A 13,210-nucleotide genomic window follows, 5' to 3' on the forward strand; every position below is an offset into this window, starting at 1 on the left:
AACAAAAAGCAAGCGGCGTTACCCACTCGCTTTTATCAAAGGTTCAATTGGTTGCCTTGTATTTACTCATAAATGCTTTTAGCCCGTCTCTCCAAGCTCTTAAATCTTGAAATCCATTCGCCCGTATAGCCAGATGCTCCATTACCGAATAAGCCGGTCTTGGTGCGGGACGAGGGAATTCATCCGTTGTACAAGGCTCTACTTGAATACTTACGTTAGCTTCGTCAAATATTGCCTTCGCAAATTCAAACCAAGAACAAGTACCCGAATTGGACGCATGGTAAATCCCGTATTTATCGGTTTGGATGAGTTCGAGCAAAAACAAGCTTAGATCTTCTGTGAAGGTTGGAGATCCAACCTGGTCGTGTACCACCTTTAATTGATCTCGATCCGAAGCCAGCTTTAACATGGTTTTGACAAAATTATTCCCATGAAGTCCATATACCCATGAGGTGCGCACAATAAAATACTGGTTAGATAAACTCTGGACGAGAACTTCTCCCGCACGCTTGGATTTTCCGTATACGCCAGTGGGATTGGTGTTATCATACTCCCGATAAGGTAAAGTCCCGTTACCATCGAACACATAATCCGTGCTGATGTAGCAAAACTTACTGCCTACCGTATTAGCAGCATTTACAAGGTTTCTGGTGCCCATAGCATTGACTGCGTAGGCGGTATCCTCATCTTGCTCAGCCTGATCTACTGCCGTATAAGCTGCACAATGCACGATAACCTCTGGTTGGAACCCCTTCACTTGCTCCAGACACTGCTCGGCGTCGGTAATATCTAACTGCTTACTGCCTAGCCCCAAAACTTCATGAGCTTGGCTGAATAGCGTTACAACATCTTGACCCAGTTGCCCCGTAGCACCTGTTACAAGTACCCTCATAGAGACTCACCTAGACGGTCCGAATATTGTTTTTCATAATACGCTTGGTAATCCCCCGACCGGATCCGCTGCCACCAGTCTTGGTTGTCCAGATACCATTGAATTGTCGCTTTGATTCCGGATTCAAAATGATATTCCGGCTTCCAACCGAGCTCTCTTGTTATCTTAGCAGCATCAATGCCGTATCTGCGGTCATGACCTAGTCGGTCCTTTACATATTGAATCAAGCTTTCTGGCTTGCCAAGCTCTTTCAATATTGTCTGAACAATGTGGATATTGGTTCTTTCATTGTTTCCGCCGATATTATAGACCTCGCCGCTGACTCCCTTATGCAAGACCAGGTCAATTGCGCTACAGTGATCCTCTACGTATAACCAATCGCGAACATTCAGACCGTCACCGTATACCGGTAAGGGCTTATCAGCCAGAGCATTAGCGATAATTAGAGGAATCAGCTTCTCCGGGAATTGGTAAGGTCCATAGTTATTAGAACAACGCGTGATGTTGACATCCATTCCGTACGTCTCATGATAGGCTCTTACAATGAGATCGCCACCAGCTTTACTAGCCGAGTAAGGACTATTAGGCGCAAGCGGGGTTTCTTCCGTAAAAAGTCCTGTTTCTCCCAAAGAACCGTAAACTTCGTCGGTTGAAACCTGGACGAATTTCTTTACGCCATATTTCTTGGCCGCATCCAGCAAAACCTGCGTACCGAATATATTGGTTTTCAGAAAGATTTGAGGGTCCGTAATACTCCGGTCCACATGGGACTCAGCAGCGAAATTAACGACGATATCAATACCCTTTTGGAATAAAGCCTCGATTTCAATGGAGTCTGTAATATCTGCTTTAACGAAACGATAGTTGGGATTGTTTTGAACACTTGTCAAGTTCTCCAAATTACCTGCGTAAGTGAGAGCATCTATATTGATGATTTGATATTCAGGGTATTTTTTAAGCAAATACATCACAAAGTTGCTTCCGATAAAACCGGCTCCGCCTGTAACCAATACTTTCATACCTTAGCCTCCGCTATTCAAATAGTTGTTCTGCGTCTTTCAGATTCGGATGTATACCATCTTTCGCAGACAGTATAGGTTGATTCGTCGGCCAATCAATGCCTAAGTCTGGGTCGTTCCAGACAATACCCCGATCATGCTCGGGTGAGTAAAACTCGTCTACCTTATACAACACTTCTGTGTTGGGAACAATAGTACAAAAACCGTGAGCGAATCCTTTAGGAACGAGAAGCTGCCTCTTATTGGAGGCGCTCAAGATAACTCCAACCCACTGTCCGAAGGTTGATGAGCTTTTTCGGATATCAACGGCTACATCGTAGACAGCTCCCGCTGTTACTCGAACGAGCTTAGTTTGAGCTTTTGGGGCTAATTGATAGTGAAGCCCGCGTACAACACCCGCTTCCACGGATAGGGAGTGATTGTCCTGAACAAAGCTCAAATGGTATCCGGCATCCTTAAGTTTACTTTCATTATAACTTTCTGAAAAAAAACCACGGTTATCCCCAAAAACTGGAGGTTCAATAATGATGACTCCATTTAATTTAGTTGAAATAATATTCATTCGCGCACCTGCCTATAGTTTTAGCTTTCCGAACTCTTCACCGAAAAGAATCTCCTTTGCCAATTCATTTGCTTTAGCTAAAGATTCATGAGTTCCCGCATCTGTCCACCAACCGTCTAGAATGTCATAGGTTAGTTGGCCTCTTTTGATATATTCGTTGTTTACATCCGTAATTTCCAGTTCCCCACGATGAGAAGGCTTAAGAGTCTTTACAATATCAAATACATGATGGTCAAACATATATATACCAGTCACAGCAAAATTACTTTTGGGGTTTTGTGGTTTCTCTTCAATAGAAATAATATTTTGCCCCTGTAATTCAGGAACGCCATAGCGCTTCGGATCATGAACTTCCTGTATAAGTATTTTAGCTCCGCCTTTTTGCCCTTTAAAGTTCTGAACAAATGGGGCAACACTGGAGGAAAATACATTATCTCCAAGGATGACAACCATTTGATCTTGGTTCACAAATTGTTCGGCCAAGCCTAGTGCTTGCGCTATTCCTCCTGCTTCATCCTGAACTTTATAGGTGAAAGTTACTCCAAAATCTATCCCGCTACCAAGCAGGTTTACGACATCGCCCATATGGTCTTTGCCAGTGACGATTAGGATGTCATGAATTTGAGCCTCTTTAAGCTTAGCTACACTATGGAATATCATAGGATATTTACCAACCGGGAGTAGGTGTTTATTAGTTACTTTTGTAAGAGGGAACAAACGGGAGCCGGTTCCTCCTGCTAGAATAATACCTTTCATGTCATACCTCCTTAATCAAATCACAATCCAAAGCATAGTTTTCCTGCATAACTTTTTTAATTTTTTCGTCAGGTAAGGCTTCATCCCATGTATGCGGCCAATTTATTTCACTTCCCCGCCTCCTTAAATCGTAATTATCAACTTGTTTAGCGGCTTCTATAAGAGCAATTGCTAAAGAATCAATATCAGGAGGGACAGCAATAATATTTTCGGATATATTTTTAAAATATTCTTGGTTCTTGATACCATAGGTGTTTGTAACAACTATAAGTCCAGCAGAGGCCATCTCAATTGGAAGTAAACTCGGGTGTGGCGAATCCATTAATGCAAATCCTAAATCATGTTGAGGAAGAATGTTTTTATAATTTGCTATATCAAATTTTCCAATGTGATTTATTTTAATCCCACTGGGTAGAATTTGTTCCGCTACATCTCCGCCAATTGCAATAACTTCCCATTCATCTCTAGATAATCCCTTCAACTCAAATGCCCTATCAATAGCAAGTGTACCTATTGGGTACAAATTTCTAGCGTTCTGAGGTTGTGGTCGTCCATAAAACAGTAATTTCTTCTTGTCCTTACGTTTTTCAATGTTTTTTATATTAAAATTTAAAACAGGATTATTAAAATAATTGCCTTTATTATTATCCGATAAATATCCATTTTCTACAAAGTAACGTTGTAATATGTCCGTAGAAAAGAAAGGAATGTAATTTAAACTATAACTATGCTCTGCTAAAACGCGATATCCTCCATGTTCATAGAATACAGGTTCATAGTCTTGGGCAAGATAGATAAATTTCTCATATTTCGTTTTCTTTACCGCCTCCTCCGCCAAGTGAGCAGTCCACCACGAAGTAGCAATGAAAATATCATTTTGCGTTATTGCTATTTCTTGACGATTTGAAAAGCACGATTGAAACTCTATTTTTGACATAAACTCCTTTAGCGTTTCATCGTGATTAATAATCTTTGATAAATCATCTGGATTAATTTCCATCTGGTCGGTCACTAGTACTCTGACGTTATGACCTAACTTGTATAATTTTTTCGCAAAATTGTACATGCCTATGTATCCACCAAAAAAATTCTTAGGGTCAACACTAGACAATAGGAGGTTTATACGTGCATTATTATTTTCATCTACAACAAAGTTTCTACCCGAAAATTTCCTTCTATACTCTAGAATTGATGGATCTATGATAGAAACTGGAACATTTTGTGGCATGTCATTTTTGTTTGAAGATTCAATAATTTGTCTATTTTTAATCAGCTTAAACAATGGTTTCCGGAGTGGTATGACTACAGAACGAACGATTTTATTAATAATATTTGATAGAATCAATGATATTTCTAGATTATTAAGAGTCTCACCTTGCTTTATAACCTTTCTATGGATTCTACAAAGCCCATACAAGCTTAATGGTCTATTTAATAGTGCTATATAAAATTTATCAATATCTCGAATTTTAGCTGTTTCAATCAAAGTTACAATGTGTTTTGCACTAAGATGTTTAAATTCATAACCCATCATAGATGACTTAATAATATTCGAAATTAAAAACTTTAGTTTGCGCTTAATTTTTCTGATTTTGGGTAAATCCTGCAACGTATTTCTTTGAGCTTCAGATAATTCTATTTCTTTCAATACAAGAGTAGCAGATTTTTTCCCAAAATCCGTATGGCCAATTACATTTAAGTCACTCTGCATATAGTTATATAATGGTCTGTCCACATAGCGAATACCGCCTTTTGCAGCGGCAAGAATTGCAATCCATTGGTCATGAAAAACATTGCCATACCTTGGTGGAAACGGTAGAATACTATTCAAAAGATCTCTTCTAAATACAGAAGCCGCACCAGTAACTGTATTGGCAATAGATAACAAGTCAATATCTTTGGACTCATAATAATTTTTTCGATTAGACCAATAAGTATTTGAAATGATTTCCCCCGATTCTTTGACGATTCGCATATCACAGTAAACCAACTGACAATTTTCCTTAAATTCATTTAGTGTCTCAGAAATTTTATCAGGAAACCATTCATCATCTTGATCAGATAAAGCAATAAAGTCAACATCAGCCGGAACCAATTCCAAACACCGTTCAAAGTTATGATAAAACCCCAAATTTTTGGAATTCTCATAATAATAAAACCTTGGATCTCTACCAATAATTTTCTTTATTAATCTCTTTTTTTCATCAGTAGAACAATCATCATTAACTATACATATCCAATTATCATAAGATTGATTAATAATACTGTCAATTTGTCTCTGAAACTGGAACTCTTCAGGATTATACGTAGCCATACAAATAGCCACAAGAGCCTTATCTTTTGTTATACTCTCAGGGTATTTAATGATAGATTCGTCATTATTATACACTTCAAGCTTTATTGTCCCTTGAGGGAACTTACACTCCTTTCCATCACTCAAAACAAACACGAGTTCTACAGTTCTTTCATGCATCTCTTTAGCTTGCTCGATAATAACAGGGATGCTAAATCCGGAAAAAAGGGAGAATAACTTAGTATCCTTTGTTGAATAATTCCTTGCTACATCCGGCCTAAATATTTCAATATCAATTGCTTCAAATCTTTGTTCACCAACTAATGCGTATATTTTTTTTATTCGCTTTTCTCCGAAAGCCCAACCTTCCAATAAATATCTATTACTATTTTTTATCTTTAACAAAGAAGGAAGCTGTTTTTCTATGTTAAATATGATCATATTTATATTCAGTCCTTTAAAAAAGTATTATAGTCTAAAGATGCGTCTTAACCATCTCAATGGAGCCGTAATGCGCCATGAAATTGATGAGGTTATTTCATTATAAATTCCCTGCTGTTGTTGAAGCTTAACAACCAAACTATCTCTCTCTGAAGATAATTTCTGCAATTCTAGTATATTATTTTTGCTTTCATTTATCACATTTATCAGTTCATTTTCGAGTCTATTTATTTCGTTTTCTTTTCCGCTAATTTTAATGCTATAGTCTAGATGGAGGTTTTTAATTTCAGATTCTTTATTCCTTACTAAAGAAATCGTATTCTCTAATTCTGTTTCAAGTTGAGTAACGTGCAAGGTTCTATTTTCAAGTTCTACTGCAAGTTGAGGGACATGTAAATTTACACGTTCGAGTTCTTCAACAAGTTGAGAAACATGTAAATTTACACGTTCAAGTTCTTCAACAAGTTGAAGAACTTGTTGCTCCCTATTTGTAAGCTCATTTCTTAAGAAAACAGAGTTTTTATTTAATTCTTCAACGATGGTTAGATTTTCTTCATATTTAACTCTTAATTTAGATATCTCGTCGAATTTCTTTTTATAGTCACCATATAAATAATTAGCATTTTCTGTAGACAATTGCTTCTCAATTTTCAACTCTATTTTAACTAAAATATTATTGAGATCAGACGGTATATCCTTTATATAAATCTGTGCATCTTCACTTGCTAACAAAAGAATCCCTTCAGGACGGCGGAATACGATAATATCCCTAAAATCCCCCTCCTCCACCCAGTGGTGGTCTCTTAAATCTAGAAATAATTCTCCTGTCCCATTATTTAATAACTGCATTTTATTTATATATACGAATGCAGGGATATTTATTGGATCAAATCTAACTTTTCGCTGAGAACCTACGGGAATAACAAACTCAAAACTTTGATAGTCTAAAGTTTGCCTTAATGGAACTTTAAGAGACTCTGACTCACTGTATCCATCTTTCCCCTCCCAAAAAAACTGCAAAAACTCGGAATGATTATAATCACATTCTTTTGCCTCTGTCTTATACCATCTTTCAAAGTCCTCTTCAGTCCCTTTCTTAGTTACAGTGATATATTGATAGACATGGCCATCTTCATTATTTTTCAAATAAACTTGAATAGGCTCAGGGAACGTTGCATAATTCTGATTAAATTCAGTTTGTTCAGGTGTCAAAAAAGTTGTCAACCATCTTATCGGATATAACTTCGCAGACCTGAACATCTCAATAATACTATTTTTTGTAAAAAAGTGCACATGGGTATCATCGAGCAAACCTAACGACTGATAATTAAATCTCCCTTGCATGAGTTCCATAATAATTGCATTATGGCCTATATTGGGAATAGATGTTATAATTGTCCCTTCCTTATTCAGTAAACTTGTTGCTTCCTTTAGAACATCGATTGGCTTTCTTAGATGCTCTAGAACGTCAGCAAAAACTATATGATCAAAAATTATATTCTCAAAAGAATTTTTCCATTTCATTTCATCTAAATCAGCTACAACCATAATTTCGCAAAATTCACTTGCAATTTCTGCAGAAGCCGCATCAATTTCTACACAATAAACCTTACAATTTAGTTCTTCTTTTAAATAACGAGTCATGTAACCCGTAGCAGGGCCGAACTCCAATACTGTAGAACCAGGCTCAATATTTTTTATAATTAAAGAAACAGAATTTTGTGATGTTAAATTGATTTCATTATTATATTTCAGCAATTGTGGTTACCTCTCGTTCTTCCAATGATGCTTTAAGTAAGTTATACCCTCACCTATATAATCACCGGAGGTAATTCTGAAAGAATCCTCTCTATATCTATAATCTAATTTGACAACTGCAGAGCTATCAAAAAAACCAACATCTAGTAAATATGTTCCTGGAAAAAGATTCACTTCATCGTAAGCCAACTTTATTTGATAATTCCCGGGACTAGATGGCAATTCAATGCTGTCTAACTTAGTATTTAAACCACATACATAGGTGTTTTGCTTGTCATATAGCGCCACCCCTGCCACTATACCTTCCATTTTGTTATGAATAGTATAATCAATAACAACTGAAAATCTTTCCGTAAATCCAAAAGTATTTTTTTCATTTCCACTCACATCTACATATGAAACATTATTTATAGTGAGTATATCTGTTTTTGGTTGATGTGATATCAAGTTAGGTGAATCCTCAGGGGAAGTTAATTTCATATAATCTTGATATTCTTCCGTCACCATATTAACGTTGCCTCTAAGATTGATTTGTCCATTCATCATCCAAATTGCCTCATCACAAAAATTTCGTATCATGAAGGAATCATGGCTACAAAATAAAATAGTTTTCCCCTGCTTTTTAAAGGATTTCATCTTATCTATACATTTCAGTTGAAACTGCATGTCTCCCACCGCCAAAGCTTCATCTATAATTAAAATATCGGGGTCAACATTTATTGCGCAAGCAAACGCTAAGCGGACGACCATTCCTGATGAATAAGTTTTTGTCGGCTGGTCTATAAATTCACCAATCTCTGCAAATTCTTCTATTTGTGGCATCCTTGCTTTAATTTCTTCTGCGGTTAATCCCATAATAGCACCATTCATAATAATGTTCTCACGACCAGTAAACTCAGGATTAAACCCGCTTCCTAATTCTAATAATGCCGCCACTCTGCCTTTTACCTGAACTCTACCACTTGTTATCGATAAAGTTCCAGCTATAGCTTGTAAAATAGTACTTTTCCCTGAACCATTTTTCCCAATTATCCCCACCGTCTGACCTGCTTTTACTGTAAAACTCACGTTTTTCAAGGCCCAGAACTCTTTATAAAACTGCCTTTTCCCTCTAAATATCCCTTGCTTTAGACGATCGATTGGTTTTTCATACATTAAAAAAGATTTACTTAAGTTTTCTACTACAATTGAGGCATTATTAGAGGACATCCGCAAATCCCACCTTTGTTTTTTGAAACCAAGCATATCCACATACAAAGATAATCACGCTAATCAACGTTCCGGTTAATAAATATTGCCAATTGGGAAGTTCTCCCCATATCATTATTTTTCGCATATTTTCAATTACATAGCTCAGTGGATTAAAATTCAACAAAAACCGAAAACTCTCGGGGATCGCTGTAGGTGGATAAAATATAGGACTTAATAACATGAGCGCTTGCATAAGGATTACCAATAATTGCCCCATATCTCTTATAAAAACACCTAAGGATGCCAAGAACCAGCTGAGTCCAGCAGTTACAATTATCAAAGGCATAAGTACTATTGGAGTGAAAATAATAGTCCAATTTAAAACTCCCAAAAAAAAGTACAAGCCAACTATTAATATGATGTAACTAATCAACGCATTAAAAAGTGAGGCCAGCACCGAAACTACAGGCAAAACTTCAAGTGGAAATACTACTTTCTTTACATAATTTACATTCTGGGTGATAAGTGTGGGAGATTTAGTAAGAACTTCTGAAAAAACATTAAATGTGGTCAATCCACAAAATAATACCATAGCAAACTCTACTTTATTATTAACCCCACTACTCCAACGTGACTGGAAAATTTCACTAAATACAAAAGTGTAAACAGACAACATCAATAGAGGATAAAGATATGACCAAATAACTCCAAGATAGGTACCTTTATAACGACTTGTAATTTCACGTTTAGCTAGTTGATTAATCAAAACCCTATTTGAAAATAAGCCAAAAAGAATCTTTAAGGGATTAACAATTTCAGACATCAAATTTATTCCTTTCGAGTATAAGATTAAATTATTCAATACAATGGCAATTCTTCTACTCATCTCTGAGGCTATTCACATAATTATTTATTCTCTCAAACTAAATCATTTGGCTCCCCCCACCAAATATGATAAAATTTCATCGTAATGCCCCGCCATTTTTACCATAAATAGATAAGGAGATTAACCATGAGCACCAAAAAGCCGCAATACGGCTATACCAGCGGGAACAAGAAACCGCCCGTTGCCGCAACCTCAACAAGTGAAAACTCCATCCTTATGTGGATCATTCTTGGCCTGATCAGCTTGTTTCTATTTTGGGCCCCGTTTCAGAAGGGCTTGTTTAACGGAAACTATTCGAGCTTTGAAGGGCCGATTTATTCCTCACTAGTATGGACGTGCGTAACCGTCATTTTGTTTTCGATATTTCTATTTTACCATTGGAAAATGAAAACTGCATCCGATCTTATGACAATCGCAATCTGGTTAATGCCGGTAGTCTACCTGCTGTCGACGATCGGGGCCGCCTCTTCAACGCTTGCCTTTAACATGTTCTACATCCAGATCATCTATGTCGCATTCTTCCTGCTGGCGTATTATATAGCAGGCGAAAAGATCGGGCTGTCGGTGCTCAAGGTTGTGTTCATCGCCTCATCTTATTTAATAGTCGCATTCGGGCTGCTGAATTGGCTTGGTCAGAGGGAAGGCATATTCAGCCTGGTCAAGTGGTTCGCCTCGAATATGGGTATACTCAACTATTACGAGCATGCCGTCATGGAGGATTCCAACGGACCGCGATTAACATCGGTATTCCAATATGCCAACACCTATGCAGGCTATCTAATTGCTATTCTACTGTGTGCCGTGCATTTTGTCATTACTTCCAAACGTTGGTATACGATTGCCTTGCATGCGCTGTTCATCGTGCCTATTATTATTTCATTTTTCGTTACTCTGTCGCGGGGCGCGTTGGTCGTTCTGCCGATTGTTGTCCTGCTGGTCCTTCCCTTCTTGAAAATGTACAAGCAAGTGACGTATCTGCTGCATCTGCTGATTGCCTTTATTTTATCCTTCACCATTCTAACACAAGTGTCGAATGCAGGGGTGCAATTGTTTAGGGGATACGATGCCAAACTTGCCCAAAGCGGCTGGACCAGCCTGTTGATCGCGACCGCGATCTACACGGCGCTAGCTGTTGCGATCCAGTTATGGGTGCAGCCTTGGCTGAAGAGAGCTCTGGACAAGCTGCAGCAGCGGCGTTTCTCTCAGATCGGTCTTCCGATCATTGCTATTGTCGTCGGTACTCTTGCCGTTGTGCTTCTGTTCACGGATACCGGTGTGACCAAGGCATTGCCTGACAATATCCGCACTCGGATCGAGAACATCAACTTCCAGCAGCACAGCGTTCTCGAACGCGGTACGTTTTACATGGACGCGTTAAAGCTGTTCTCCGACCATCCGGTGATGGGAGCCGGGGGCGGCGCCTGGGCAGCCATGTATGAGAAATACCAGAATAACCCTTATACAAGCCGCCAAGCGCATAGCTTCTACCTGCAATACATGGGAGAAACCGGCTTGATCGGAACACTCATTTTTGCACTTATCCTTATTGGCGTCTTGTATATCTATATTCGCAACTATGTCAGGCAGGACGAAGAGGGACGCGAGGAACGCTTTATGTTCTACATCGCCGCGATAGCCCTACTCGTTCACAGCGCACTGGATTTTAACCTGAGCTATGTCTATCTCGGAGTGGTCGTGTTCCTTTGCTTGGGAGCTATGATCTCCAATGACACTATCAAACTAAAGACAGCATGGCTCCAAAAGACCATTACTTACAAATGGATCTATCCTTCGGCACTTGCCCTGATAGCGGTCATTATGTTCTTCACCTCGGTACAGCTAGTCAATGCCCATCGCAATTACCGGGAAACGAACCATATGCTGTCCAACGGGGTTACCGACTTTAATCAAATTATTGCGCCGTTGAACCAAGCCCTGGAAACCCGGCCGACCCAACCGGAGTATGTGCAGCAGAAAGCTGCAATTCTGTTCCAGGTGTACGACCAGACTCAGGATGAGAAGTTCTACAACGAAGCGGTTGAGATTATCGATGCAGCCAGAGAGAAGAATCCTTATGATTTTGGCTTAACCTTCCAACGCATCCAAAGCTATTTGGTGAAGGAGAACACGCAGGCCGCTCTGGACCTGGCAACGGCGGAAATTTCTAATTTCCGTTGGAAAGTAGTGCTGTACCAAACGGCTATCGATCTGAATACGCGTCTGGGGCTCCAGGCATTCGACGAAAAGGATCAAGCGACTCAGGATAAATACTGGGCGCAAGCGCTCCAGATCTACTCGCAATTCGATGCACTGAAGCAGACGCTGGCCAATCTCCCTAAAGAGCAGGCACAGGGCAACGCGTTCTCTGTGACACCTCAGATGGGCCTCTCCCTAGGAGAAATCTATTTCCTGCAAGGGAAGTACGATCAAGCGGAAGCTATGCTGAGACTTGGATTATCCGATAACTTCAAAGAGGTGTTCCCGCGTCAGCTGGCGAGATGGTATCTGGCCGCTCTCCAGAAGCAGGGCAAGAATGATCAAGCCCTCTACGATAAGCTGATTGCTGCCGATGCGAACGAGAAGAATGAAATCCAGCAATTACTGAGTCTCAAGCCGTAGAAAAAAAAGACGATGCAGCGACACAAAAACGCCCCTGCTTCTCCATCAGGAGAAGGCAGGGGCTTTTACGTCTCATCAGAGCTAAAGACTGATTACAGCGTGCTGCCAAATAATAGCTTCTAAGCGTTACTTTCCACGCGATTACAGTCCGCCTGTACGTGAGACTACTTCTCTTCCCGTCTCGCTACACGCCCCACAAGCGCATACAGCTGCTGCCAGCCTGACGACATATCACGCAGATGCGGGGCGGCTTCAAGGTCAAGCTCGCCGCTCCAGTCAACAGCTGGCTTCTTCTTAACGCTGCTGCGCTTTCGCTTCTTATCTGCGGCAGAATCCGCTTCGCGAGCCGCCTGAAGCTCAGAGACGCCGCTGCCCAGGCCGTAAGCCCGCGCATCCGCTTGTGCGGATGTCGCGGATGTCGTGGATGTTGTGGATGTCGTGGATGAAATCCGGCCCCCTCCACTCAGCCCGCTCTGAGAAGCTCCTCCTGCCGCAGCGCTCTTCGGCGGCCTTCCACGGCGCTTGGGTTCTTCCGGGCTCTGAGTCTGAGACACTTCAACCGATCCTTGGGCGCCCGTACGCGTACGCCCAGCAACCGTCCTCTGTATCTCAGAGGAAGGCTTCGCACGGGCCGCCGGGGCCTTAGCCGCCTCTTCGCCGGAACCGCCTTCGATGACGGTGAGCTTCGCCCCTTCTCCACGGCTATGACGCCGCTCTTTGGCCTTCATTTTCTCCCGTTTGCGTTTAGACATCGGGCTTCCGCACCTCTCCTCCGCATGTGATGAAAACCGCG

At 40.3% G+C, this 13,210-nt stretch carries 10 protein-coding genes; 1 reads left to right on the top strand and 9 read right to left on the bottom strand.

What is annotated here, in order from left to right; translation table 11 throughout:
* Positions 1 to 43: 43 nt before the first annotated feature.
* From rfbD to GSF01_RS16720, 8 genes are read right to left on the bottom strand one after another with little or no spacing between them, the layout of a single operon-like run.
* On the bottom strand, positions 44 to 892 hold the full coding sequence (gene rfbD, locus GSF01_RS16685) for a dTDP-4-dehydrorhamnose reductase (protein ID WP_159885955.1): 849 nt from the start codon (positions 890 to 892) through the stop codon (positions 44 to 46).
* A complete protein-coding gene (gene rfbB / locus GSF01_RS16690) occupies positions 889 to 1,911 on the bottom strand; it encodes a dTDP-glucose 4,6-dehydratase (protein WP_159885957.1) in 1,023 nt (340 codons plus the stop codon). Before rfbB ends, rfbD begins: the two co-directional genes overlap by 4 nt.
* A 13-nt stretch (positions 1,912 to 1,924) precedes the next feature.
* A complete protein-coding gene (rfbC, locus tag GSF01_RS16695) occupies positions 1,925 to 2,473 on the bottom strand; it encodes a dTDP-4-dehydrorhamnose 3,5-epimerase (protein ID WP_159885959.1) in 549 nt (182 codons plus the stop codon).
* Positions 2,474 to 2,485: 12 nt separating this feature from the next.
* Positions 2,486 to 3,229, bottom strand: coding sequence for a sugar phosphate nucleotidyltransferase (locus tag GSF01_RS16700; protein ID WP_159885961.1), 744 nt, complete (start codon positions 3,227 to 3,229; stop codon positions 2,486 to 2,488).
* Between the two features lies 1 nt (position 3,230).
* Complete coding sequence (locus GSF01_RS16705) at positions 3,231 to 5,963, bottom strand: rhamnosyltransferase WsaF family glycosyltransferase (protein WP_159885963.1); 2,733 nt, start codon at positions 5,961 to 5,963, stop codon at positions 3,231 to 3,233.
* 27 nt (positions 5,964 to 5,990) lie between these two features.
* Entirely contained in the window at positions 5,991 to 7,721 is a 1,731-nt protein-coding gene (locus GSF01_RS16710) for a class I SAM-dependent methyltransferase (RefSeq protein ID WP_159885965.1), read from the bottom strand.
* A gap of 6 nt (positions 7,722 to 7,727) precedes the next feature.
* Positions 7,728 to 8,930 carry an ABC transporter ATP-binding protein gene (locus GSF01_RS16715; RefSeq protein WP_159885967.1) on the bottom strand — a complete coding sequence of 401 codons (1,203 nt, stop codon included), beginning with the start codon at positions 8,928 to 8,930 and terminating at the stop codon, positions 7,728 to 7,730.
* Positions 8,920 to 9,735 (bottom strand): ABC transporter permease, encoded by an 816-nt coding sequence (locus GSF01_RS16720; RefSeq protein ID WP_159885969.1) that lies wholly within the window; start codon positions 9,733 to 9,735, stop codon positions 8,920 to 8,922. Before GSF01_RS16720 ends, GSF01_RS16715 begins: the two co-directional genes overlap by 11 nt.
* A gap of 189 nt (positions 9,736 to 9,924) precedes the next feature.
* Between GSF01_RS16720 and GSF01_RS16725 the strand changes: the two genes are divergently transcribed.
* Positions 9,925 to 12,417, top strand: a complete 2,493-nt coding sequence (locus tag GSF01_RS16725; RefSeq protein ID WP_159885971.1) for an O-antigen ligase family protein — start codon at positions 9,925 to 9,927, stop codon at positions 12,415 to 12,417.
* A 164-nt stretch (positions 12,418 to 12,581) separates the two neighbouring features.
* On the opposite strand, the gene GSF01_RS16730 is transcribed toward GSF01_RS16725, so the two are convergent.
* A complete protein-coding gene (locus tag GSF01_RS16730) occupies positions 12,582 to 13,169 on the bottom strand; it encodes a hypothetical protein (protein WP_159885973.1) in 588 nt (195 codons plus the stop codon).
* Positions 13,170 to 13,210 lie beyond the last annotated feature (41 nt).

Source organism: Paenibacillus puerhi (assembly GCF_009846885.1).
In the GTDB taxonomy this organism is placed as follows: domain Bacteria; phylum Bacillota; class Bacilli; order Paenibacillales; family NBRC-103111; genus Paenibacillus_G; species Paenibacillus_G puerhi.

What these genes read in the sequence shown, in the direction of transcription:
- rfbB (WP_159885957.1), bottom strand. Translation starts at nt 1,911, where the DNA reads ATGAAAGTATTGGTTACAGGCGGAGCCGGTTTTATCGGAAGCAACTTT.
- rfbD (WP_159885955.1), bottom strand. Translation starts at nt 892, where the DNA reads ATGAGGGTACTTGTAACAGGTGCTACGGGGCAACTGGGTCAAGATGTT.
- GSF01_RS16725 (WP_159885971.1), top strand. Translation starts at nt 9,925, where the DNA reads ATGAGCACCAAAAAGCCGCAATACGGCTATACCAGCGGGAACAAGAAA.
- GSF01_RS16715 (WP_159885967.1), bottom strand. Translation starts at nt 8,930, where the DNA reads ATGTCCTCTAATAATGCCTCAATTGTAGTAGAAAACTTAAGTAAATCT.
- GSF01_RS16700 (WP_159885961.1), bottom strand. Translation starts at nt 3,229, where the DNA reads ATGAAAGGTATTATTCTAGCAGGAGGAACCGGCTCCCGTTTGTTCCCT.
- GSF01_RS16705 (WP_159885963.1), bottom strand. Translation starts at nt 5,963, where the DNA reads ATGATCATATTTAACATAGAAAAACAGCTTCCTTCTTTGTTAAAGATA.
- rfbC (WP_159885959.1), bottom strand. Translation starts at nt 2,473, where the DNA reads ATGAATATTATTTCAACTAAATTAAATGGAGTCATCATTATTGAACCT.
- GSF01_RS16730 (WP_159885973.1), bottom strand. Translation starts at nt 13,169, where the DNA reads ATGTCTAAACGCAAACGGGAGAAAATGAAGGCCAAAGAGCGGCGTCAT.
- GSF01_RS16720 (WP_159885969.1), bottom strand. Translation starts at nt 9,735, where the DNA reads ATGTCTGAAATTGTTAATCCCTTAAAGATTCTTTTTGGCTTATTTTCA.